Source organism: Moraxella equi (assembly GCF_002027555.1).
In the GTDB taxonomy this organism is placed as follows: Bacteria; Pseudomonadota; Gammaproteobacteria; order Pseudomonadales; family Moraxellaceae; genus Moraxella; species Moraxella equi.
In genome coordinates, this window is sequence record NZ_MXAP01000054.1 from 1 (window position 1) to 25,612 (window position 25,612).

The 25,612-nt window shown below is 45.3% G+C and carries 19 protein-coding genes; 13 read left to right on the forward strand and 6 right to left on the reverse strand.

All coding sequences use genetic code 11. The annotated features are described in order from the left end of the window. Positions 1–384 precede the first annotated feature (384 nt). A complete protein-coding gene (locus tag B5J93_RS05845; protein ID WP_228144880.1) occupies positions 385–1,887 on the forward strand; it encodes a DUF3360 family protein in 1,503 nt (500 codons plus the stop codon). 512 nt (positions 1,888–2,399) lie between these two features. On the opposite strand, the gene panF is transcribed toward B5J93_RS05845, so the two are convergent. From panF to rpsT, 3 genes are all read right to left on the reverse strand, one after another. Continuing rightward, complete coding sequence (panF, locus tag B5J93_RS05850; protein ID WP_079325436.1) at positions 2,400–3,836, reverse strand: sodium/pantothenate symporter; 1,437 nt, start codon at positions 3,834–3,836, stop codon at positions 2,400–2,402. Then, positions 3,833–4,165, reverse strand: a complete 333-nt coding sequence (locus tag B5J93_RS05855) for a YhdT family protein (RefSeq protein WP_079325438.1) — start codon at positions 4,163–4,165, stop codon at positions 3,833–3,835. Before B5J93_RS05855 ends, panF begins: the two co-directional genes overlap by 4 nt. Positions 4,166–4,336: 171 nt before the next feature. Further along, positions 4,337–4,603 carry a 30S ribosomal protein S20 gene (gene rpsT / locus B5J93_RS05860; protein ID WP_062500380.1) on the reverse strand — a complete coding sequence of 89 codons (267 nt, stop codon included), beginning with the start codon at positions 4,601–4,603 and terminating at the stop codon, positions 4,337–4,339. 531 nt (positions 4,604–5,134) lie between these two features. On the opposite strand from rpsT, the gene gyrA reads away from it, so the two are divergent. From gyrA to B5J93_RS05885, 5 genes are all read left to right on the forward strand, one after another. Then, positions 5,135–7,753 (forward strand): DNA gyrase subunit A, encoded by a 2,619-nt coding sequence (gene gyrA, locus B5J93_RS05865; protein WP_079325439.1) that lies wholly within the window; start codon positions 5,135–5,137, stop codon positions 7,751–7,753. A 382-nt stretch (positions 7,754–8,135) separates the two neighbouring features. Beyond that, entirely contained in the window at positions 8,136–9,113 is a 978-nt protein-coding gene (locus B5J93_RS05870) for a DUF1852 domain-containing protein (protein ID WP_079325441.1), read from the forward strand. Between the two features lie 85 nt (positions 9,114–9,198). Further along, positions 9,199–10,233 (forward strand): methionine synthase, encoded by a 1,035-nt coding sequence (locus B5J93_RS05875; RefSeq protein ID WP_079325443.1) that lies wholly within the window; start codon positions 9,199–9,201, stop codon positions 10,231–10,233. 81 nt (positions 10,234–10,314) lie between these two features. Beyond that, positions 10,315–10,806: a flavin reductase gene (locus B5J93_RS05880; RefSeq protein WP_079325445.1), complete on the forward strand. Its 492-nt coding sequence runs from the start codon at positions 10,315–10,317 to the stop codon at positions 10,804–10,806. A 454-nt stretch (positions 10,807–11,260) separates the two neighbouring features. Then, positions 11,261–11,929, forward strand: a complete 669-nt coding sequence (locus B5J93_RS05885) for a glutathione S-transferase (protein WP_079325447.1) — start codon at positions 11,261–11,263, stop codon at positions 11,927–11,929. A gap of 6 nt (positions 11,930–11,935) precedes the next feature. Here the strand turns inward: B5J93_RS05885 and B5J93_RS05890 are convergent, their stop codons facing one another. Next, the gene (locus B5J93_RS05890; RefSeq protein WP_079325449.1) at positions 11,936–12,916 is read right to left on the reverse strand and encodes an NAD(+) kinase; all 981 of its coding nucleotides are present in this window, start codon (positions 12,914–12,916) and stop codon (positions 11,936–11,938) included. Between the two features lie 242 nt (positions 12,917–13,158). On the opposite strand from B5J93_RS05890, the gene B5J93_RS05895 reads away from it, so the two are divergent. The 5 genes from B5J93_RS05895 (at position 13,159) to B5J93_RS05915 (ending at position 21,078) form a co-directional block, all read left to right on the forward strand. Beyond that, complete coding sequence (locus B5J93_RS05895) at positions 13,159–13,881, forward strand: Bax inhibitor-1/YccA family protein (protein ID WP_079325451.1); 723 nt, start codon at positions 13,159–13,161, stop codon at positions 13,879–13,881. A 394-nt stretch (positions 13,882–14,275) separates the two neighbouring features. After that, the gene (locus tag B5J93_RS05900) at positions 14,276–14,905 is read left to right on the forward strand and encodes a MarC family protein (RefSeq protein ID WP_079325453.1); all 630 of its coding nucleotides are present in this window, start codon (positions 14,276–14,278) and stop codon (positions 14,903–14,905) included. Between the two features lie 123 nt (positions 14,906–15,028). Beyond that, complete coding sequence (locus B5J93_RS05905; protein WP_228144881.1) at positions 15,029–16,852, forward strand: SurA N-terminal domain-containing protein; 1,824 nt, start codon at positions 15,029–15,031, stop codon at positions 16,850–16,852. Positions 16,853–16,917: 65 nt separating this feature from the next. Beyond that, positions 16,918–20,463 (forward strand): transcription-repair coupling factor, encoded by a 3,546-nt coding sequence (gene mfd / locus B5J93_RS05910; protein ID WP_079325482.1) that lies wholly within the window; start codon positions 16,918–16,920, stop codon positions 20,461–20,463. Between the two features lie 3 nt (positions 20,464–20,466). Beyond that, positions 20,467–21,078, forward strand: coding sequence for a manganese efflux pump MntP (locus B5J93_RS05915; RefSeq protein WP_079325457.1), 612 nt, complete (start codon positions 20,467–20,469; stop codon positions 21,076–21,078). On the opposite strand, the gene B5J93_RS05920 is transcribed toward B5J93_RS05915, so the two are convergent. Then, positions 21,075–21,539 carry an Lrp/AsnC family transcriptional regulator gene (locus tag B5J93_RS05920; protein WP_079325459.1) on the reverse strand — a complete coding sequence of 155 codons (465 nt, stop codon included), beginning with the start codon at positions 21,537–21,539 and terminating at the stop codon, positions 21,075–21,077. The genes B5J93_RS05915 and B5J93_RS05920 overlap by 4 nt on opposite strands. A gap of 250 nt (positions 21,540–21,789) precedes the next feature. Between B5J93_RS05920 and leuA the strand changes: the two genes are divergently transcribed. Continuing rightward, positions 21,790–23,514, forward strand: a complete 1,725-nt coding sequence (gene leuA / locus B5J93_RS05925) for a 2-isopropylmalate synthase (RefSeq protein ID WP_079325484.1) — start codon at positions 21,790–21,792, stop codon at positions 23,512–23,514. 137 nt (positions 23,515–23,651) lie between these two features. On the opposite strand, the gene B5J93_RS05930 is transcribed toward leuA, so the two are convergent. Further along, positions 23,652–24,149, reverse strand: coding sequence for a hypothetical protein (locus B5J93_RS05930; protein WP_079325461.1), 498 nt, complete (start codon positions 24,147–24,149; stop codon positions 23,652–23,654). Between the two features lie 184 nt (positions 24,150–24,333). On the opposite strand from B5J93_RS05930, the gene B5J93_RS05935 reads away from it, so the two are divergent. After that, a complete protein-coding gene (locus B5J93_RS05935) occupies positions 24,334–25,524 on the forward strand; it encodes a mechanosensitive ion channel family protein (protein ID WP_079325463.1) in 1,191 nt (396 codons plus the stop codon). Positions 25,525–25,612 lie beyond the last annotated feature (88 nt).

A 25,612-nucleotide genomic window follows, 5' to 3' on the forward strand; every position in this document is an offset into this window, starting at 1 on the left:
GTTCGGTTGGTATATATCAATGGTGGGCATGCCCTAGGTGTAATGTCATTTAATGTCATTTAATGTCATTAAAAATTAGTAACTTAGCAAATATTTCATAATTTTTTACAAATAAAACATGACAGTCACAAAAAAGAAAGTTATAATCAGCACCGCACTCTTGCTAGTACGATTGATTTATTAAATTATTGTTATAAAATAACCCAAAAAATATTTGTGTTATCTTGTAGAAATAATTAATGAATTGGTGGAATGGCAAGATTGCTTAGTGTTTTAAAAAGTGTTTTTTGGCATTGTTTGAGCGTGCAGATGAATGCAAGACTTGAACAAATGAAAAAACAAGGATTTTAAAACGCATTTTTCTCACAGTGATAGGAGATATTTGTGAGTGATGTTCAATCTGATTTAACCGAAGAGCAAATCCGAGAATACGCAACCAAAAGCTATGAAGAGCTTCATAAGCCATCATCAGCCTTTGAGTCTCGTGACGCTTATCTAAGACACGAATTGCAAATCATGAAACCTAAAAGATGGGGCGTGAACTTGCCATTTCGTGATTATCGTTTTGAGTTTGAAGATACCATTCCTGCGATGGCGGGGATGATTGGTAAAATCGTCATGGTAGGAGCGATGGCAGCTGCCTTTGCTGCACCACTTGGTTTGGGCGAAGATTTTGTCTTGCAAAACGTCCGCTATGAGATGATTATCGCTTCAATCTTTGTACTTATTTTCTCAGCATTTTTCCTGCCAACATCCAACTTGCCTGGCACACACGGACCTCTCATTCCGCTCATTCCTATTGTGGTGGCGGCAGGGGGGCACCCACTTGCTTTTGGTGTACTCATCGGGGTATTTGGACTGATTATGGCGGTCTTAAAAGGCGGCAGCCTCATGTCCAAGCTTACCAGTAACGGGGTGGCAGGCGGGCTACTACTCTATCTGGGTTTTGTGGGGCTGATGGCTCAGGTCAAAAACATGATAGCGTGGGCGGATAAAATTGGTCTGCCACACATCGCCTTTATTATTATTTTGTCAACCATTGTCATGTATGCCTTGCTAGAACATTGGCAAAAACGTTGGCTTGCGGTGCCTATCGGCTGTGCGTTGGCAGGATTTTTGGCGTTTATCTTGGGAGCTCCCTTTGAGTTTAAGACCGAGCCGGGACTGCCACCGCTTAGCCCGACCTACTGGTGGGGTGAGAATACAGGTTGGACGCTAGGTTTGCCCGATGCCAAAGCCTTTATCGTGGTGTTTCCTTTTGCGGTGTTGGCGGTTGCCATGTGGCCACCAGATTTCTTAGGACACAAAGTATTCCAGCAAATCAGCTATCCTAAGCACTCTGAACGTACACACATGAATATTGATGACACGACCATTACGTGCTCTATCCGTCAAATGGTGGGCTCGGCACTGGGCGGGGCGAACTTCACATCATCATGGGGTACCTACATCGTGCCTGCGTCCATCGCCAAACGTCCGATTCCTGCTGGTGCTGTCTTGACTGCGGTATTTTGTATCGTCGCAGCCATTTGGGGTTATCCCATGGACTTGGCGGTATGGCAACCTGTGCTCTCCACAGCTCTGATCGTGGCGGTATTTGTACCCCTACTAGAAGCAGGCATGGAGATGACTCGTGCAGGTAAGACAACTCAGTCAGCTGCCATCGTGGTGTTCTCATCAGCACTGGTGAATCCCGTGTTTGGTTGGTCGCTAACCATGATGCTAGACAACTTAGGTCTTATCGGTGACAAGAAACGTAGTGTTGAGCTTGGTCTGATGGGACGTGTGATTATCCCTGTGGCAGGTTTTGTGATTCTGTGTATTGCCATGGGCTTGGTAGGTATGTTCCCCGGTGTGCCTGCATTGCTCCCACAGTTTAGAGTCTAATGGTTTATAAAACAAAAATCGCTCAATGGATATTGGGCGTTTTTTTTGTTGGGATGTGTTGGTTTTTGTGTTTTTCATAACAACAGAGTCACTGTGAAATAATGGTTTTGCAGCATTTTTCAATTTTTAAACTCAAAATATCAGGGTCTGAACGTATAAACATTTTACTTTGCAGTATGTCTAGGGTGTGTTGAACATTGATGATATTTTTATACAATAAGATGAAAATTTATACTTTATCAATTTTTACATGAAGCATGACTATCCGACCACTTAACTGTGTAGATTTTAGGGCGTGCCTAACCTTTATAACACAATTTAAAATTTAGAAATTTTATAGAAATAAAATGGTGTTTTTGCATGAAAAATGGCTAAATCTTGTTTTTCATAATAAAAGCTTGTTTGGTAGAACGACTATCAAACTTCACTTTTTCCTTGAAAAACGTGCGACTCCCTGCTTTTTTAAACAGACATTTTTCATTGCAAATACAAAAGGCAGGTATGTCCTAACATCACACCTTTTTTATCTCCCCCACCTTATTCCCCACCAAAAATGCCACCAAACCAATCACTAACGCAGGCACGACAGCGTGCAAATCCCATAAGGCGATTTTAAAATAGGCGATGATGACATAGCTCGTCAGACCTGCCACCATAGACCATATCGCCCCTGTGGCATTGGCCTTTTTGTAATACAGCCCAAAGACCAGCACCCACAAGAAAGTCGCCTCTAATCCACCAAAGGACAGCAAATTTAGCCAAATGAGCATATCTGGCGGATTTAGCATGGCAACAACCGCCAAAATCACGGTAAAGCCAAGCGTTAGCGTGGTGGAGTAGCGTTTGATTTTGACTTCATTATGGACAGCGTCAGGTTTGATAGATAAATACAAATCCTTAATCAGCGTGCTTGACGACTGTATCAGCATCGAATCAATGGATGACATAATCGCCGCCATCGGAGCTGCCAAAAATATCCCTACCACAAAGGGCGGTAGCACCGTCATCATGAGCGTGGGAATGACTTTATCAGGCACATCAAGCTCAGGCACGACCGCACGAGCCAAGACCCCTGCTAGGTGCATACCCAAGACCAGCACCGTCATCACCACTGTCCCGACAAGTATCCCCCGATGTAGCGAGAGACTGTCCTTATACGCCATCGCCCGCACCGCCGTATGGGGCAGACCAATGAGACCAAAACACACCAGCACCCAAAACGACAGCATAAACGTTGCCGACAGTTTATCATCAACGCCTGTGGGGGTCAGTAGGCGTGGGTCAATGGCGTGCAGGGTTGTCATGGCGTTGTCTATGCCCCCTGTGGCGACAAGCGTTGCCCCAAGTAGGAGCATGGTGCCGATGAGCATGACAAGCCCCTGCACGGTGTCGGTCAAGACCACCGCTCGAAACCCACCAATAAAGGTATAAAGCCCAATCACAAGGGCAAACACACCAATGGATAATTCATAAGGCAGACCCAGTGTCGTTTCAAGCAGACGACCTGCCCCAATAAACTGCACCACCATCATGCCAAAAAACGCCAGTAGGAGCGAGACACACGCAAGCCACACCACGACTTTATTTTGATAACGGGCAAATAGCAGGTCATTGATGGTAATACTACCTGTTTGGCGAGCGAGCATGGCAAATTTTTTGCCAAGCGTGCCAAGCGTAAGCCAGATTGCAGGGATTTGTATCATGGACAGTAGCACCCAGCCTAAGCCAAATTTATACGCCGCCCCCGGTCCACCGATGAACGAGCTTGCCGACACATAAGTCGCCACAGTCGTCATGGCAAGCACAAATCCACCCATGGAGCGAGAGCCGATATAGTATTCATTTAAAAATTCGCCCGTTTTGCGTTTTTGATAAGCGTGCCACGCCACGCCAAACACAAAAAATAGATACAGGACAAGGGGGATTAAAATTTGAATATTTAAATTCATGCATTGCCCCCTTGTTTGGCATTGTGATTTAATTCGTTACTTAATTCACCGTCCAAATCCACTTCCTGATAAACCGCCTTTAACACCGCCATACTGATTAAAATAAAAATCAGGGGCAAAAACACGCAGCTTAACTCAAACCACAACGGCAAGCCCAAAAGTCCCGTCCCTGCTGGCATAAAATAGGCAAAAATCACCCAACCTGCCATATACAGCAAGGTCAGATACAAAGACCATTTGGCTTCACGATTTAGCTGATGGGTGAGTGGGGCAGGCTTTGGGAGTTGGTTTGGGGTGGGGGGGTTGGTTTGGGGTGGGGTGTCTGACATGGTGCGTCCTTACAAATTCTTATAACCCCTTGAAAAGGGCAGGATAAAAGCAAAATAAAGGCGAAAAAACGCACAAATTTTAACACAAAATCTACCACTTTAAAATAAAAAAGACCTTAATTAATATTAAGGTCTTTTTAAGTCTGTTACCAAAACTGGCATGAGTGCTGATTAAGCTTTTAGGGCTTTGATGGCTTTGTTTAGACGGCTCTTATGACGAGCGGCTTTGTTTTTGTGAATGATGCCTTTGTCAGCCATGCGGTCAATCACAGGAACGGCTTTGGCGTAGGCTTCGGTTGCTAGGTCATAAGACTTAGATTCGATGGCAGATACCACACGCTTGATGTAGGTACGAACCATAGAACGTTGAGAGGCGTTTTGGGCACGGCGTTTGACGTTTTGGCGTGCACGTTTACGAGCTTGGGCTGAGTTTGCCATGATGATTTCCTTACAAAAAGTAAAAATGGATAAAAGATAACTTAGTGTAGGCGATAATTCAGGCAGCCACCGAATTACCCAATAAAATAAAGGAGACACGTTGCCTAACACAATAAAGCCGATATATTAGCAAATTTTTGCGATTTATTCAAGTGTATTGTTGGGGCGTGTTGAATATTGATAACATTTTTTTACAAGGTAATGATGAAAATTTGACAATTTCAACCCATTTTTGCATGAAAAATGGCTAAATCTTGTTTTTCATCGTCAAAATCCTTGTTGATATTTCAATATCAAGTGCGGACTTTTCCTTGAAAAACGGGCGATTTCTCTCATTTTTCATTGCAAGTACCAACATTCAACACGCCCTAAGTTTTAAAAATTCTAAAAAACCGCCAAATCATAAAGTTTTAACATATTGATTTTTAATGATTTTTTAAAATAAAAAGCCCAAATTTTATGGCGTAAAATTCGCCATTTTTGCCATTTTGTGCTATAATGTCGCCTTTATGTGTGTTACTTGGAAAAATTATGACCGATAGCGTAACCCCCATTGGGATTGTTGATGAATTAAAGCAGTCCTACCTTGACTATGCGATGAGCGTCATCGTCTCTCGTGCCTTGCCTGATGTGCGAGATGGCTTAAAGCCTGTTCACCGCCGTGTGATGTACGCCATGCACGAGCTGTCCAACGATTATAACAAACCCTACAAAAAATCTGCCCGTGTCGTGGGCGATGTTATCGGTAAATATCACCCCCACGGCGACACTGCCGTGTATGATGCCATTGTGCGTCTTGCCCAACCGTTTTCTATGCGGTATATGATGGTGGACGGACAGGGTAACTTCGGTTCGGTGGACGGCGACCCACCTGCTGCCATGCGTTATACCGAAGTGCGTATGCAAAAACTCACGCACCAAATGCTTGCCGACCTTGACAAAGACACGGTGGACTGGGAGGATAACTATGACGGCTCCGAAAAAATGCCGTCTGTGCTACCTGCCCGCGTGCCAAACCTGCTTGTCAATGGAGCAACGGGCATTGCGGTGGGTATGGCGACCAACATGGCACCGCACAACCTGACCGAAGTGGTAAACGCTTGTCTTGCTTATGCCGACAATCCGCAGATTGATGGCGATGAGCTAGCCAGCCACATCAGCGGGCCTGATTTCCCCACAGGCGGTATCATCTATGGGCGAAGCGGTATTTTTGACGCTTATCGCACAGGCAAAGGGCGACTGCACATTCGTGGGCGTTATGTCATTGAGAATATGGAAGGGGCAAGCAAAGACCGTGAACGCATTGTCTTTACCGAGATTCCTTATCAAGTCAATAAAGCCAAACTCATTGAGCAAATTGCCCAACTTGTCAATGACAAAAAATTAGACGGTATCACAGGCGTGCGTGACGAGTCTGACAAAGAGGGTATGCGGATTGCCATTGACCTAAGACGTGGCGAAAATGCCGAAGTTGTGGTAAACAATCTATTTTTGCAAACACCCTTAGAGTCCAGTTTTAGTATTAACATGGTTGCTCTTGACAACGGACAGCCACGCCTTATGACCTTGCATGATTTGATTGCCAGCTTTATCCGTCATCGCCAAGAGGTTGTTACACGCCGTACCATTTTTGAGCTTAATAAAGCCAAAGCTCGTGGGCATTTGTTAGAGGGCTTGACCATTGCTCTTGCCAATATTGATGACATCATTGAGACCATTAAAAAGTCCGCCAACCGCTCTGAGGCTCGTGAAAACCTGCTTGGGCGTATCTGGCAGGCGGGCAATGTGGTTGCCATGCTAAAAAATGCAGGGGCAACGTCTATTCGCCCCGACATCATCGAAGGTGAGGACTTAAACGCACCGTTTGGGCTTATCAATGATGACAAAGAATACCGCCTATCGCCCGACCAAGTAAACGCCATTTTGGATATGCAACTGCACCGCTTGACAGGCTTGGAGCAGGACAAATTGTCCAAAGAATACCAAGAGATTTTGGGCGAGATTGCACGCTTACAGATGATTTTGGCGGATTTTGATAAGCTCATGGGCGTGATTAAGGCGGAGCTTATCCAGATTCGTGATGATTTTGGCGATGAGCGTAAGACCGATATTGTGGACGCACGAGCCGATTTTAGCCGTGAAGATTTAATCCCAGAGCAGATGGTGGTCATGACCGTGTCGCATACAGGCTATGCCAAAACCCAAGCCGTGAGCGACTACCAAGCCCAAAAACGTGGCGGAAAAGGCAAATCAGCGACCGCCATGAAAGAAGATGACGTGATTGAGCATTTATTAGTTACCAGTACGCACGCCCATATTTTGTGCTTTACCAACACAGGGCGAGTGTTTGGCTTGCGTGGCTTTGAAGTGCCTATTGCCTCTCGTGGCTCAAAGGGCAGACCACTTGTTAATCTTATCAACATTGACCCCAGTGAGAGCGTAACCGCCATTTTGCCCGTGGAGAGTCTGGCTGATGACGGTAAATTTGTGTTTTTTGCCACGGCAAGCGGTACGGTCAAGCGTGTGGCATTGTCGCAATTTGCCAATTTGCGTGCCAACGGGCTAAGAGCGATTGACCTTGTGGACGGTGATACCTTGATTGGCGTGGCGATTACGGACGGCGAGCAACAGATTATGCTGTTCTCCAACGAAGGTAAAGCCATTCGTTTTAAAGAATCCGCCATTCGTGCCATGGGACGTACTGCCAAGGGCGTACGTGGTATCCGTGTCAATCTCTTAGCCAGTCTCGGCTTAGACGATGATGAGCCGACCGATGATGATACCGATGATAGTGATAATGACAGCGTGGTGTCGGTCAGCCGTGTGGTGTCGCTCGTGGTTGCCCCGCAAGCAGGCGAGATTTTGACAGCGTGCGAAAACGGCTACGGCAAACGCACTCCGATTGACGACTATCCGACCAAAGGGCGTGGCGGTCAAGGCGTGATTGCCATTAAGACATCAGAGCGTAACGGTCAGCTTGTCAAGGCGGTGGCGGTAACAGGCGATGAAGACGTGATTTTAATCTCTGATAAAGGCACGCTGGTGCGTACGCCTGTCGCCCAAATCGCAATCGCAGGACGTAACGCCCAAGGGGTCAAGCTCATTCGCATTGGCGAGAGCGAAACGCTGGTGGGGCTTGCGTGTGTGTAGCATGAAGAGCCAAGCGATGATGATAGTGATAGCGAACTTGGCGAGATGACAGAAACAAGTCAAGACAGTGAATGATAAAAAAGGCGGATTGATGTCCGCCTTTTTGTTGGGCGTGTTATTGGGTGTATAAATGTGTTTTGCCTTTATTGGTCTTAACCTGAATTTTTTTCAACTTTTTTTAAAAATATATCAGTTTTTTTCATCAAGAAAATGTGGTTTAATATGGCGTGTTGAATCTTTGTATTTGCGATGAAAAACAAGATTTAGCCATTTTTCATGCAAAAACATTGTTCATACCTAAAATTTTTTAAAATGTAAAATGTGTTATAAAGGTTCAGCACGCCCTACACCCATTCCAAAAACAACCCCGCAAGGTGAAAAAATGACCGCACAATTTCAATGCCGAGTGCATACCCAGCGTTTTGATGAAAACTATGAGCCTGCCAGTAGCACTCGTTTGACCACCAACTTTGCTAACCTAGCTCGTGGCGAAAACCGCAAACAAAACCTACAAAATGCCATTAGAATGATTAACAACCGTTTTAACGATTTGGCGACTTGGGACAACCCAACCAACGACCGCTATTCGGTGCTGATTGACATTGTGTCTATTGACATTGACGTGGCGGGCAAGGGCGAATTTTTCTCAGGATTGGAATGGCTAAAAACGTCCATACTTGACTACAAAACAGGCAAAACCATTGACGGCATCATCGGTAACAGCTTTTCATCGTTTGTCCGTGATTATGATTTTAGCGTGCTACTTCGTGAGTACAACAAAGACAAGCCTGAATTTAGCGTACCAGAAGGCTATGGCGATTTGCATGGCAAATTGTTCAAATTCATGGTTGCGTCCGAAGAGTACAAAGCCCAATCCAAAAAACCGCCCGTACTGTGCCTTAGTGTTGCGACCACTCGCACCTACCACAGAACCACCAACACACACCCGATTTTGGGCGTGGAATATGTGCAAAATGACTATTCATTGACCGATGAATATTTTGCCAAAATGGGCTTAAAAGTGCGTTACTTTATGCCACCAAAATCGGTTGCTCCGTATGCGTTTTATTTTGATGAAAATGCCGATTTATTGAATGATTACACCAACTTAGAGCTCATCAGTACGATTGCGACCATGGAAGCGTTCCAGCGTATCTATCGCCCAGAGATTTATAGTGCCAACTCGGTTGCAGGACAAGTGTACAAGGGCAGTCTGACTTATGAAGATTATGCTGTGCCAAAAGTGGATTATGACCGTGTGGAGCGTAACGACTTGGCGGTAAAACAAGGCAAACTTGCCGAAGAGCAATTTATCAAGCCGTATAAAGAGATTTTGGACGCTTGGCTTGCCGAAAAATAAAGGATGAATTTCAATCAACCGATTTAATTGTCGGTTGATTTGAATTTTTTTTGGTATAATGCAAATTTTAATTTAGGAAAACACAATGAGCAAAATTTTACTTCCCACCTCTACCGCAGGCAGTCTGCCAAAACCATCTTGGCTTGCCGAACCCGAAAAACTGTGGTCAGAATGGAAATTTGAAGGCGATGAGCTACGCCAAGCCAAGCAAGACGCACTTTTGGTGTCGCTTGCCGAGCAGACCCGTGCAGGCATTGATATCGTTAGCGATGGCGAGCAGACCCGTCAGCATTTTGTAACCACGTTTATTGAGCATTTGGACGGCGTGGATTTTAATAAGCGTGAAACCGTCCGTATTCGTAACCGCTATGATGCGTCTGTGCCTAGCGTGGTAGGCGACGTGTCTCGCCCAAAATCGGTGTTTGTGGACGATGCCAAATTTTTGCGTCAGCATACCGACAAGCTCATCAAATGGGCTCTGCCGGGCCCCATGACGATGATTGATACCTTGTATGACGCTCATTACAAGAGCCGTGAGAAGCTCGCGTGGGAATTTGCCAAAATCCTAAATGAAGAAGCAAAAGAGCTAGAAGCGGCAGGCGTGGATATTATTCAGTTTGATGAGCCTGCGTTTAATGTGTTTTTTGATGAGCTAAACGATTGGGGCGTGGCAACTTTGGAGCGTGCCATCTCCGGGCTAAAATGCCAAACAGCGGTACATATCTGCTACGGCTATGGCATTAAGGCGAACACCGATTGGAAACAAACGCTTGGCAATGAATGGCGACAATACGAAGAGAGTTTCCCAAAACTGCAACAATCCAAAATTGACATCATCTCACTAGAATGCCAAAATTCTCGTGTGCCGATGGATTTGATTGAGCTGATTCGTGGCAAAACGGTCATGGTTGGGGCGATTGACGTGGCGACCAATGAGATTGAAACACCCGAGCAAGTGGCAGATACTTTGCGTAAAGCCTTGCAATTTGTGGACGCCGATAAGCTCTACCCAAGCACCAACTGCGGTATGGCTCCCCTGTCTCGCACGGTGGCTCGTGGTAAGTTGCACGCTCTTAGCGAAGGGGCGAAGATTATCCGTAATGAGTTGTCAGGTAAATAATCAGCCAAATCAAATGAATGTTGGGTTTTCTGTATGAAAATCCAACATTTATATTTATAAAATAATTTTAAGAAAATAACAATGGTATCAGTAACAGATTTTAAAGACGCAATGGCAAAACTCACCACCGCCGTTCACGTGATAACAACAGACGGTGTGGCAGGGCGACATGGCTTTACGGCATCGGCAGTATGTAGCGTTACCGACACGCCTCCGACTTTGCTTGTGTGTATGAATACAAATATCGGTTTTTATAACAATTTTGTTAAAAATGGCGTGCTTATGGTCAATACCCTGACCGCTGAGCAGTCGCATCTATCTAATACGTTCGCATCACCGCTAAATTCTGATGAGCGTTTTGAGCATGGCACTTGGGAGAGACTTGCCACAGGCTCGCCAATGCTGTCTGATGCCTTGATGAGCTTTGATTGCAAGATTAGCGAGATTAAAGAAGTTGGCACGCATGGGGTGTTCATTTGTGAGATTATCGCCATTCGTCAAGGCGACAGCGATAAGGCATTGACCTATTTTAACCGTAATTATCACAAAACCGATGACAGCATGGCATTATAAAAGATTGATAAAAAGCATGACATAAGTTGTGCTTTTTGTTTTGGTATATTTGTTCCAAAACATAACATTTTTTTAGGGCGTGCCTGCCTTTTGTATTTGCAATGAAAAATGCCCGTTTAAAAAAAGCAGGAAAATCGCCCGTTTTTCAAGGAAAAAGTGAGGTTTGATAGTCATTCTATCAAACAAGCTTTTATTATGAAAAACAAGATTTAGCCATTTTTCATGCAAAAACATTGTTTCATTTCTAAAACATTTCTATGTTTTAAATTGTGTTATAAAGGGCAGGCACACCCTAATAATCGCTATTGTATCTATTTAATACTACCGTAGGGGCTGGCTCTGCACGCCCTATAAACATCAACGTATCATCACGGGCGTGTGCAACACGCCCCTACAAAACCGTATAAAACTGATAGTTCGCTACTAATAATTCTCACAACAACAGGAAAACCCCATGCTCACTCTTCATCATCTTAACCAATCTCGCTCGTTTCGTATTTTATGGCTATTGTGCGAACTAAACGCCTTATATGGCACGCCCTTTCGTGTCATCAAACACAACCGCACCAAAAGCCACCTTGCCCCAAGGCAGCTAACAGAAATTCACCCCATGGGTAAAGCCCCGATTTTGGTAGATGAAACCCATGGGCGGACGCTTGCCGAGTCGGGCTTTATCATTGAATATCTGTTACGATATTATGACACGGACGGCAAATTATCGCCCGCCGATGAGACGTGGGAGGACTATACGTTTTGGTTGCATTTCGCCGAAAGCTCGCTCATGCCTAACTTGGTCATGCGACTGGTGTTTTCTAAAATCGTACAAAAGTCGCCATTTTTTATCCGTCCTATCATTAGGGGTGTGCAAAAGGGCGTTGAGAACTCTTTTATCTCGCCTAATGTAGATAAGGCACTGACTTTATTAAATAAGCATTTGGCGAATCGGCATTATCTGTCGGGGACAGGGCAGGGGGTGTTTGGTGCCGTGGACATTCATCTGCATTTTGGCATTGCTCAGATGAAAAAATCGGGTGGGTTGTCTGATAAATGGGTACATGTCCATAACTGGCTGGCATATTGTGAATCTCGCCCCAGTTTTGAGATGGCACAAAGTTATGAGTAGTAAGCCTTACTCATCTTTTAATGAAAATTCTTCGGTATATAAGCTCCAATTAAGCTTAGTGCGACAGGCTTGGTAAAAATCCACGTCCAAGGGGTGCAGTAGGATTAGGGATTTGTCGTGCTTGGTGATGAGTAGGGTTTGGTCGTTGTCTAGCGGTACGCTTGCTTCGCCGTCAGAGCTGACCATGGGCTGAGTACGGTTGTCTTTGTGGATTTTGATGGTGATTTTGCTGGTGCCTGCAACCACGATGGGGCGACTAGACAGTGTGTGCGGGTGCATGGGAGCCAGACAAATGGCATCTAGGCTTGGATGAATGATAGGGCCTCCTGCTGAGAGCGAATAGGCGGTAGAACCCGTTGGGGTTGCCACAATCAGCCCATCAGCATGCTGACGATAGACATCAATGTCATCAATTTGTAGTTTAAAATCAATGGTATGCACTGATTTACCTGCGTGTAACACCACATCATTTAGGGCATAGCTTTCATGAAACACTTGCGTGTTGCCGTCATCATCTCGCCCGAGTACCTGCATTTTTAACAAAAAACGCTCATCGGTGTGATACTCGCCAGCAAAGACTTCTGATAGCTCCGTCTCCAAACGCTCAGGGTTGATGTCCGCCAAAAACCCCAGTCGCCCACGATTGACCCCGAGTACTGGCACGCCCGTTCCTGCCAAGAGAGAACCCGCCTGCAAGATAGAGCCGTCGCCACCGACCACCATGACCAAGTCGCAATGCTCGCCCATGCGACCACGTGGCACGATTTTGATGGGGTTGTCATCTCTATCAAAATCAATATGTATACCCTCAATGCTGGCGGTGCTGGTGTCAATGGTGATTTCTAGTCCCCACTCTGACAGCAGGTTAATGAGTTCGTTTAATGTGGTGATGATGCTTTTTTTGCCGGCACGCCCCATGAGTCCAATGCGTTTGAAATGGCTCTTTTGGATATTAAAAGATGTCGGTGAAATGGCGGTTTCGCTCATGATGGTGTTATTGTCTTTAAAACATAAAAAGTATATGATAACTAAACTCCGTCCAGACTACAAGTAAAAACCCATAAAGCTTGTAAATGATACTACCATCCCCATTAATCAAAAAAATACCCATGCTGTTTTATTAAAATGGCAAAAATACTTGATTTTTAAAAGCAAATATAGTATAAAACACCAAACTGTTTTAATTCTCAATTTATCAATCTATTCTTAATTTTTATATAAGGAAAATTATGGCAAACCCTATTGTTAGTCGTACCGAACTACTGGCAGGTGATGTACCGATGACGGTCAATGGTGTGGTCAAAAAGACTGCTCTACTGCTTGGCATTTCTGCTGTTTCGGGCTTTGGAATGTTTTTCTTTGCTTTGATGAGTGGCGTGTCATCAGGAGTATTAATGGGCTTGGCGGTGGTTGCCATGTTGGTTACCATGGGTTTAGGTCTCGCCACTGCCTTTAAGCCACATCTGGCCAAAACACTTGCTGTGCCTTATGCCCTGCTAGAAGGCGTATTTATCGGTGTTGCCTCTGCTTTTGCCTTTTATAAAGCCCCAAGCGTGCCACTGCTTGCCTTATCAGCAACTTTTGTTACTGGGGCGGTCATGCTGACCCTTTATACTACGGGTATCATTAAAGTTACCGAAAAATTCCGCTCATTGGTGATATCTGCCTCTATCGCCATCATGATTGTTTATGCCATTCAGTGGATTATGTCGCTGGTGTTTGGTAGCTCGATCCCACATCTGTTCGGTGGCGGTATGATTGCCATTGGGTTTAGTGTTTTTACCACGCTCATCGCTTCTTTCTTTTTGTTAATTGATTTTAAAAACATCGAAGATGGTGCCATGTATGGCGTGAACAAAGAGTTTGAATGGGTCTATGGCATTGGCGTGTTAGCAACGCTGGTGTGGATGTACGTTGAATTTTTACGCTTGATTGGTTATTTGCAAGAATAATCATCTGTTAAAACAACAAAAACGCTCTGATGTCAGGGCGTTTTTTATGGGTGTTTTTGATGAGAAATAATTAACGCTTCTCTAGGGTGCATTGAATATTGGCAATGAAAAATGCTTGTTTAAAAGCAGGAGAATCGCAAGTTTTTGATGCGGAAAAATGTAGTCATTTTCATGCAAAATGGATTTAAGTTGTTAAACTATTATATTTATAAAAACGTTATCGATATTCAGTTTGCCCATGTTTTTAAAACCCAAGTATCAGAAAAATATGGATATAGGCATGATAAAAATTCTCATGTTTATCATTGGGAAAAAAGCAAAGTCATGATAAAATACGCCCTTGCCTGTTTTATCATACATTCATTGCCAAGTCACACGCCTAGAAGGACATCTCATGGACACCGAACTCATCAAAATCATTCTTGCCTTTGTGGTGCTGATAAATCCGTTTAGTGCCTTGGGGCTATTTTTGAACCTAACCAAAGGCTATCCTGCCAAAGACCGCCAAAAAGTCGCCCAAATCGCCTGTGTGACGGTGTTTATTGGCATTGCCTTTTTTACCATTTTAGGTGAGAGCCTGCTAAAAGTTCTTGGCATTTCGGTGGGGTCGTTTCAGGTGGCAGGCGGGATTTTGGTGTTTTTGATTGCCATTAATATGATGAATGGTGGTGGCAACCCTGTCAAGCCTAACGAAGAAGAAGTGGAAGTGAGCTCATCCTTGACAGCATCAGCGGTTGTGCCTCTTGCCATTCCGATGATGATAGGGCCGGGGGGTATTTCGACTGTCATCATCTATTCAAGTCAGGTTAAAGGTGTGTTTCAGGTAGGCATGATTTTGGCGGCAGGACTGTGTATCAGTCTTATTTGCTATGGGTCGCTGATGGCGGCAGGGCGAATCAGTCGCTTTTTGGGCGAGACAGGGCTGAACATCCTAAGTCGTATCATGGGCATGCTTCTTGCGGCGGTGGCGATTGAGATTTTGGTTAATGGACTACGGGCGATATTCCCACAGCTATTGGCGTGATGGCTTGGTTGCCAGTTGTGAAATGTCATGAATTTATCGGAAATTTTTTGAGAATTTCATCAAAATGTTGTATCATAAAGAGTTTTTGTGATTTTATTAAAAAAGTGATGTATTATGGAAAAAATGCGTAACTTCCTGCAAAGCTGGGCGGGTAAGGCGGTACTTATTTTAACACTTGTCCCCATGGCATTTTTGGGTGTGCAGTCATTTAGCGGTGGTGGGCAGATTGCCCCCAACCAAATCGTCAAAGTGGGCGATACTGCCATTGATACCACAACTTTTCAGTCAGAGGTCAATAATTATCGGGCTCGCCTGCTTGAACAAGTGGATGGCAGTCTGATTAATGATAAAGCCCTAAACGATGAAGTGTTAGACAGCATGATTGACAGAGCGTTGTTAGAAAACCAAGCTCAGTTTTTTGGTATGACGGTCTCTGATGATGCCATTACTCGTCTACTACAAGCTGACCCGACTTTCCATGATGCTAACGGCAAATTTTCTAATGATGTGTTTGCTCAGTATTTACAAAGCCGTGGCATGACCAAGGACATGCTCTTTACCATGTTTCGCACGCAGTTGTCGCTACGACAGCTCACGAGCAGTATTTTGGGAACGGCTGTTTATCCTGACAGCCAAATCAGTCGCTTGATAGACCTGCAAACCCAAAGCCGTGAAGCGTGGGTGGTGCGTTATAACTGGCAGGATTTTGCCGATAAAGTGACGGTTAGCCCTGCTGAGATTGAGGCTTATTATAACGCCAATAAAAAAGACATGATTCAGTCGCCAAGCGTGGATTTGGCTTATGTCACTCTAAGCGATGCTGACATTAAAGTGGATGCTGTGAGCGAAGATGAGATTCGTGCAGAATATCAAGCCAGCCTACAAGGTCAGGGCGACGGCAGACAGTTGTCGCATATTCTCTTGACGGGAGATAATGCCGAGCGTCGTGCCAAAGACATCAAAGCAAAACTTGATGCAGGCGAGTCTTTTGAAGCACTTGCCAGAGCACATTCGGATGACCCCACAGGTGAGAGCGGTGGCGACATCGGAAGCTATAACCCTGCCTTTTTTGGCGACAGTAGCAGTGCTGTGGAGAATGCCATCAGTAGGCTGACAGCAGGGGGCGTGAGCGAGCCTGTGCAGACAGGGTTTGGCTATCACATCTTTAAAGTCACCAAAATGGGCGATGCCCCAAGCCTTGATAGCATGCGTGATGAGCTAACCAAACGAGCGACCGAGCGTAAACGTGCCAATGCCATGAACGAGATGATTACCAAAATCAATACCATGGCGACCGACAGCATGGGCATTAGCGACATCGCCCAAGAGACGGGACTGACCGCCCGTAGCATTAAAGGCTATACCAAGGATAACAACACCAGCGAGCTGTCCGCTCCTGTGGTGGTGTCGGCGGCTTTTGACGACTTTGCCATCAGCGACCAATCGGTTAGCCCCAACATCACGCTCGCTGACAAAACGGTGTGGGTACAGCCGACCAACCACCAAGATGCCAGAGAGCTGACATTGGCAGAAGCGAGTGAGCAAATCAAGGCGACCCTAACCAAACAAAAAGCCATCAAACTTGCCCTAGACACAGCCAACGCTCGTGTCAAAGAAGATCCGGCGACCCTTGCCAAGTCTGCCCAGCGTCTAGGTGTGGTCACTCGCCAAAGCCCAGAGCTACTGCCTGCCGAGCGTGCCAGTCTGTTTGTACATAACAAAGATGGCATGAGTGCTTGGGTGGTAGAGACGGACGCAGGGGCGAGTGTCATGGTGGGCGATAAAGCCCAAAGCACGGCAACCGCCCAAATCTCGGATGCAGAACGTCTGTCAGCATCACAAATCATCCGTGATAATGTCGGTCAAGACCAACTCCAAGATTATTTGCACTACTTGCGTGATACCAAAGAAGTGCAAATCAACGAACAAGCCATGTCTGGACACTAAGACAAGCACAATACCAAAAAACCCATATGGCCAAATATGGGTTTTTCATTAGACGAGTCATGTTAATGATAAATATCAATATCAATACCCCCACTCATAAGCCTAACTTTCACACCCACTTTACCACCCAAGCGGACGCAAGTTTTGCCCTGTGGCTATCCGTCCTTAGCACCCAAAGCAAAGACCATTTGACCTTAGTCATTTGCCAATCCCAAAGCGAGTTGCAACGCCTTGCCGATGAACTGCACTTTTTTGGCATATCCGCCCATGTGTTTGCCGATTATGAGACGCTTGTTTATGACAATCTGTCGGTACACCAAGACATTATTTCTGAGCGGATAGACCTTTTGACGCATATGCCAACAAGCGGCGTGTTACTGGTGAGCGTGCAGACACTCATGCAAAAAATCACACCGCCAAGCTATCTTTTGGGGCGGTTTTTTGATTTGAATGTGGGCGACGCCTTTGATATAGAGCATGAGCGTGAACGCCTTGCCAAGGCAGGCTACAAGGCGGTGGATAACGTCTATATGGCGGGCGAATTTGCCGTGCGTGGGAGCATTGTGGATATTTTTGTGGTGGGGCAAGCCTTACCGTTTCGTTTGGAATTATTTGACGATGAGATAGAAACGATTAAATTTTTTAATCCTGATACTCAGCGAACCGTTACCGATGAAGAGCTTGATAAGCTCAAAAAAGACGGCGTATTTGACGACAAAACCGCCCCAATATCGCCCAAAGTGGCAAGTTTTCGCCTACTGCCTGCCCGTGAATTTGACTTAGACGACAAAGAGACGTTCCGCCAGAATTTTGCCAGCCTATTCCCCAATACGTCCGCTCGCAAGGTGGAATTTTATAATGATGTCATGAATGGCATACAGCCGTCTGGGGTGGAGTATTACGCACCGCTATTTTTTGATTTGCATGAATGGCAGACAACAGGCACGCTGTTTCATTATTTGCCCAAAAATACACTGGTTGTCTGTGATGACAATTTGTCAGCTTATCATCACGACTTTTGGGAGCAGGTAAACGCACGCTATCATTCTCGGGCGTTTGATAAGGACGTGCCAATCTTGCCTCCTGATTATTTATATTTGCCAAGCAATGAATTTTTTCAAGCCTTAAAAACTTACCCAAGGGCGGTATTGGGCAATAAAGAAAATCCGCTTACCTTATTTCGCCAATTTACCGCCCATACCGTCCCCAATTTGCCAATCAATCATCAAAAAGACGAACCGTTGGGCGAGTTTTTGGGCTTTGTGGGGGCGTGCGATGAGCCGATTTTGCTTGTGTGCGAAAGTGCAGGTCGCCGTGAGATTATTTTAGAATTATTAAAAGGCAAACTTGACAGCGACACGGTGGCGGATTTTGGTGAGTTTTTGGCGAATTTGGATAAATTTAACCAAAAAATCGCCCTAACCGTTGCCCCGATAGAGCGTGGACTATGGTTAAAAAATAAGCAAAATCAAGGTTTTTGTGTCATTAGCGAAACCCAAATTTTTGGGCGAGTGGTCGCCACCACCAAACGCAAACGCCAAAATGCCTTATCCCAAGCCTTTTTGATAAAGTCGGTAAGCGAAATGACCGAAGGCTCGCTTGTTGTGCATTTGTCCTATGGCATTGGGCGGTATCAAGGACTTGTTGTGCTTGATGTGGGTGAGGGCGAGCAGGAATTTATCCATATCAAATATGCCGATGATGCCAATGTTTATGTGCCGATTACCAATCTTGCGTTGATTGGGCGGTATAGTGGCACAGATTCAGAGGCGGTGCAATTATCAAAACTTGGCTCGGGCAAGTGGGACAAGGCACGCCAAAAGACCTTGACCGACATTTATGACGTGGCGGCGGAGCTTTTGAATGTGCAGGCAAGGCGAAATGCCAAAGCGGGCATTAGTTTTGACATTGACATGGCAAGTTATGAGCTGTTTGCCAGTGGCTTTGCCTATGACGAAACGCCCGACCAACAAAGTGCCATTGAAGCGGTGATGTTTGACATGAAACAGACCAAGCCCATGGATAGGCTTATCTGTGGCGATGTGGGTTTTGGCAAGACAGAGATTGCCATGCGGTCGGCATTCATTGCGGTGCAGGCAGGCTATCAGGTGGCGGTGCTTGTGCCAACCACGCTACTGGCAGGACAGCATGAAGACAGCTTTAAGGACAGATTTGCTGATTGGGCGATTAAGATTGAAAGCTTGTCTCGTTTTGTCGGTAAAAAAGCCCAAGACAAGGTACTGGCTGATTTGGCGGACGGCAAGGTGGATATTGTCATCGGTACGCATAGGCTTTTGCAAGATGATGTCAAATTTAAAAATCTAGGCTTGATGATAATTGACGAAGAGCACCGTTTTGGCGTACGCCATAAAGAAAAAATCAAAGCCATGCAAGCGGACGTGGACACGCTCACGATGACCGCCACACCTATTCCACGCACGCTCAATATGGCTTTGTCGGGTATGCAGGACATTTCTATCATTGCCACACCGCCTGCCAGACGGCTTGCCATTAAAACTTTTGTTGCCAAAAAGAGTGAGCAGACAACCAAAGATGCGATTTTGCGTGAGATTTTGCGTGGGGGGCAGGTGTATTATTTGCACAATGACGTGGCGAGCATTGACACGGTGGCGGAAAACTTGTCCGAGCTTATCCCCGAGGTGCGTGTGGGCGTGGCTCATGGGCAAATGGCAGAAAAAGAGCTTCACGATGTCATGAGTGATTTTTATCATAAAAAAACGAACGTATTGGTTGCCAGTACCATTATCGAAACAGGCATTGATGTGCCAAACGCCAATACGATTATCATCAACCGAGCCGATAAATTTGGACTGGCACAGCTTCATCAGCTTCGTGGGCGAGTGGGGCGGTCTCATCATCAGGCGTATTGTTATTTGTTTGTGCCGTCTATCAAGGGGCTGACGGCTGATGCCAAAAAACGCCTTGATGCCATTAGCCGAGCCAATACGCTTGGGGCGGGGTTTATGCTAGCCAGCGAGGATTTGGAGATTCGTGGGGCAGGCGAGATTTTGGGCAAGGAGCAGTCGGGCAATATGCAGACCATTGGTTTTGGGCTGTATATGGATATGTTAGAACGTGCCACCAAAGCGATAAAATCGGGCAATACGCCAAGCCTTGTCACACCGCTTGATTTGGTGAGTGATATTAACATTCATGCGTCCGCCTTGATACCGAGCGATTATTTGGCGGACGTGCATGAAAGACTGCTATGCTATAAGCGTATCGCCAATGCCGAGACGGTGGACGAGCTCAATGAGATGCGTGCCGAGATGATAGACCGTTTTGGGGCGATGCCGACCGCCCTTGCCAATCTGTTTTTGGTGCACAAAATGCGAGTGCAAAGCATACCGCTTGGCATTAGCAAAATTGACGTAACCGCTCATGGGCTTAGTATGGAGTTTAAGGCGGACACGCCCGTGGACGGACTTGCGATTATCAAGCTCATTCAGTCTAATGACGGCTATCGCATGAACGGGGCGACAGGGCTAAAATACACCTTTAGAGATGAAAAAGACGTGGTGGGGCGAACCAATGCGGTGTTTGAGTTGTTAAAATATTTGCATGGACATATTGCCAAAGGGCAGGGGTAAACCATGAATGTACTTACACTCACTACCCTATCCTTTGGCATGGCAATGGATGCCTTTGCGGTGGCAGTGGCAAAAGGGGCGAGCGAGCGACATCCACGCCTATGGCAGGCAGTGCAGGGTGGGCTGTTCTTTGGGGTGGTGGAAGGGATGGCTCCTTTTATCGGTTATTGCTTGGGTAAGGCTATTGAGAGTTGGGTGCAAACCTTTGACCATTGGGTTGCTTTTGGACTGCTTGGGGCGTTGGGCGTACGGTTTATCTATGGGGCGGTGTGTTATGATGAAAAAATGGATAAGCAAACCAATGAACAACAAGCCGAGCAACAGGATAGGCAAGAACAGACAAGTACTTCAAACATCGCCCTAATGCTCATCACTGCCATTGCCACAAGCATTGATTCGGTGGTGGTGGGCGTGTCGTTGGCGTTTTTGGACGCGAACATCGTCTTGGCGTGCGTACTGATAGGGCTTGCCACGACCATTATGGCGACAGGTGGACTGTATCTTGGCAACCGCTTGGGAGCGAGCTTTGGGCGTTATGCCATGGGCGTGGGCGGTGTGATGCTAATCGGCATTGGCGTGTTTATTTTGGGGACGCACTTGGCGGAGCATGGTTAAACCGCACTTCTATCAAACACTTCCCTTAATTCAAAACTGGTATGTAACTGACTGACCCCGTCAATTTTGCTTAGTCTATGGAGCAAAAACTCTTCATAATGGCTCATATCACGCACCACGACCTTTAACAGATAATCTTCCGACCGCCCTGTAACAAGGCTACATGACACCACTTCATCAAAGGTTTTGATGTGATTTTCAAATTCGCCAAAGCGTTCGGCGGTGTGCTTATCCATGCTGACCGCCACAAAAACCGACAATGTGTTACCCAGTGAGCGTGCGGACGTATGAGCGTGATAGCCTGTGATAACACCCATATCTTCAAGCCGTTTAATTCGGCGAATGACAGGCGTGGCGGACAGATTGACTTGCTCGGATATGTCGGCAACAGCAAGGCGAGCGTTGTCCGTGAGTAGTTTTAGGATTTTGTGGTCAATGGGGTCTAGGCTAATGGCGTTCATGTTGGAAAATTATCAAAATTTGGCGGATTTTACCATAAATTCATTATTTTTTGGTAAATATGGCTAAAATATGCCAAAAATTTTTGTAAAATTGGTAAAAATTAGTGCAAAATTTTGGTATGATAATACAATGATTTATTAAGGTTTTCCGTTCGCTCTAAGTTTATCGAAGGGCGGGAAAACCCTTGTGGTTCGACAAGCTCACCACGAACGGTTTTAATTTAAAAAATATAGCGAGCCAGCCATGCCAATACCCAAAATCACCCCAAAAAATCCTACTTTTGATTTTACCAAATACCGCCCTTTTGAATTCGCCCCAAACCTGCCCGACCGCACTTGGTGCGACAAGCGCATAGAAAAAGCCCCGATTTGGGCGAGCGTGGATTTGCGAGACGGCAACCAAGCCTTGATTGACCCCATGACCATTGAACAAAAGTTAAAGTTTTTTAAACTTTTGGTGGCGGTGGGTTTTAAAGAGATTGAGATTGGTTTTCCGTCTGCCGCCCAAGTGGAATTTGATTTTACACGCTTACTTATTGAAGGAAACCATGTGCCTGATGATGTTACTTTGCAGGTGCTTGTACAGGCTCGTGAGTATTTGATTGAGCGTACCTTTGAGAGCCTAAAAGGGGCAAAACGTGCGATTGTTCACGTTTATAATAGCACCTCAAGGGTACAACGTGATAAGGTATATCAGCTTGACAAGGACGGCATTAAGGCGATTGCGATCAATGGGGCGACTTTGCTAAGAGACATTGCCAAACGCTACCCTGAGACTGAGTGGATTTTTCAGTACAGTCCTGAGAGTTTTAGCCAGACTGAGACTGATTTTGCCGTAGAAGTGTGTCAAGCGGTGTGCGATGTATGGCGACCCCAAGATGGGCAAAAAGTGATTTTAAATTTGCCTGCAACCGTAGAAGCGTCCACGCCCAACCTATATGCCGACCAGATTGAGTATTTTTGTCGTCATTTGCCAAGCCGTAAAGACGTGATTGTGAGTCTGCATACGCACAATGATCGTGGCTGTGGCGTGGCGGCAAGTGAGCTTGGCGTTATGGCAGGGGCTGACCGTGTGGAAGGTACACTGCTTGGCAATGGCGAGCGTACGGGCAATATGGATATTTTGACCATGGCGATGAATTTGTATACGCAAGGGGTAGACCCTGAGCTTGATTTGTCGCAGGTGAGCGAGATTGTACAAGTGGCGACCGACTGCACCAATTTGCCAGTACACCCACGCCATGCCTATGTTGGTGAACTTGTGTTTACCGCATTTAGCGGTTCGCACCAAGATGCCATTAAAAAGTCGCTGGATTATAATGAAAAGCACCCCGAAACCGAACAGCATTGGGACGTGGCATACTTACCCATTGACCCTGTGCATATCGGACGCAGTTATCAAGACGTGGTGCGTATCAATAGCCAGTCGGGTAAGGGCGGGGCAGCATATATTCTGCAACGTCATTATGGCTTTGATTTGCCACGTTGGACGCAGATTGATTTTGCCAAAGTGGTGCAAAATGAGGCCGAGAGTTTGGCTCGTGAGCTAAAAACGGACGAGTTGCTTGACATTTTTACCAAGACTTATTTGACCCAAGAGATCTTTAAATTAAGCGATTATCAGATTAACAACAAGGGCGGGGACGTATCCTTTAACGGACAAATCGCCACGCCAACTGACGTGCTAGAAATCATCGGGCAGGGCAATGGGGCGTTGTCGGCATTTATTGATGGACTGGTCAAGGCGACAGGTAAGGACATCCACGTGACCAATTATTCAGAGCATGCCATTAATGTCAAGGCGACCGAGAGCCTGCTTGATGATGAGCTAGGCGACAACCAAACCAACTCAGCGGCGGCGGCATACGTTCAGCTCAATGTGGCAGGCAAGGTGTATTCAGGCATTGGCGTGTGTAGCAGTACCGTCTCTGCCATGCTAAAAGGCGTGCTGTCGGCATTGTCGCAGGCGTGGTAATTGTTGTGGTGTAATGATCAAAAGGGCGAGAATATTCGCTCTTTTTTATTGTTATCAAAATTTATTTAACATAATCCAAATGGATTTTGGGGGTTAAAATTGATAGAGTGGGGGATTTCATTTTAGAATTTAACAACTTAATACCAATCCAAAAACCCTTTTTTAATATCACGAATTTCTATCTTGTTATCACGTTCTTGATAAAAATCATCAAAAATTTGATTAACTATGTCGGCAAATTGGCGAGTATTTATGGATTGATTGTTTAAGGTCAAAGCATAAATGGGCAGTTGTTTGGTTGTATTGGGTGTGGTATCTTTTGAGGTAATTATCATCAAAGGAAATCTGCCAAATACAAAGGTTGGTTTTTGTAAGTCTTGATAATAAAAAATCTGGTCTTTGTTTTTATCAAAGGCATGATAAACTTTTAAATATTTTGCATAAAAACTGATGATAGGTCTATGATAAATGACCAAACGGGATAATAAAAATATAAATATCCCAAAAATTGCCAATAGCAAATAAATCACCCAATGTGGCAAATCGGCAAAGGGACTATTTAACCCCAACTCAAAAATCTCATTGATAAGCAATAACATCGCCAAACAAGAAACCATGATGACAAATACCGCCATACGTCTTTGGCGGTATTAGGTTAGGGGGTAGGTTGAATTATTCATAAAATTTCACGATATATGATGATGATTGGTAGGCTTTATGTTATAATTCACAAACCTTATTTATTCTACCACATCTTTGTTGATGTGGTTTATTTATCGGTTGTCATCGTCCATTTTATCATCGACCATTCATCAGCTCATGAATCTACCCCATTTTTTTGAAAAAATCCTAAATGATTTGTACCAAAGCGTGTATGTGTCGCTTGGCGGTTCGCTCGACGATGAGACCCTAAACTGGACAGAGCGGGGCATGGCTGTTGCCAGTATTAGCATTAAGATATTGATTTTATTGGTGATTATTGGCTTTTTTTATTGGCTGTTGGTCTATTTATTAAAGCATTGTCGCCGTCCGCTACACCTATCACAGCGTCATGTTTGGATTGCTCGGGCGGTACTGCGTTATACATGGTTTGTGGCGAGCTTGCTGGCGGTGATGACGCAGATTGGCACGCAGGCGGAGACCATCAAGGCAACGGCAAAAGCGGCGACTTGGGCGGGGTTTTATTATGTGCTGTGGGCGACCAGTGGGCAAATGGTTGCCAGAGTGTTACGTTACTATGAACTCAATGCGTCCATTGAACAACTGCTCAAAAACTTGATTTTGGTGCTGATTATCGTTTTTGCTTTGGCGAGCGTACTCGCCCAGTTTGGTTTTGATATTGTATCCTTGGTGGCAGGTCTGGGTATTGTGGGTTTGGCAGTGGGTTTTGCCGCCCAAAGCACGCTTGCCAACTTCATTGCGGGCATTACCATTTTGATAGAGCAGTCGTTTCAAGTAGGCGACTGGATTCGGCTTGGCGACAAAGAAGGACGAGTGGTTAAAATCTCCCTGCGAGCCACGCAAATCCTTGACCGTGATAACATCATTATCATCATTCCCAATTCGACCATGTCATCATCAGAAGTGATTAACCTAACGTCCAAAAAGATGATAAGATTTGATGTTAAAGCAAGAATTGGCTTGTATGATGATATCGCCCACGCCAAAGAAATCATCATCAAAACATTAAGCAAAGATGAAGTGATTTTAAAACACCCAGCCCCTATGGCGACCGTCAGTGAAGTGGGCGAATATGCCATTTATTTTATTGTGCGTTTTTGGGTTGCTCCATTATCGGTTGCCCGTATTCCGATTATCAAAGAAAACATCAATGAGCGTATTAAACGAGCCTTAGACGAAGCAGGATTTGAAACCCCTTATCCTTATCAAGAGATATTATTTAACCGCTCAGATGATAAAGAAAAACGCTTGGCAATGATTCATCAAGCATTGGATAAAAATATCAATGACAAAGAAGAAGATGTAGAGAGTGCCATAAAAAAGCAGTAACAATTAATTAAATAAACTGGTGTTATTTATACAATTATCTGTAATTTAAATTGATAATAACAAGCAATCATCTTGACAATGGCACTAA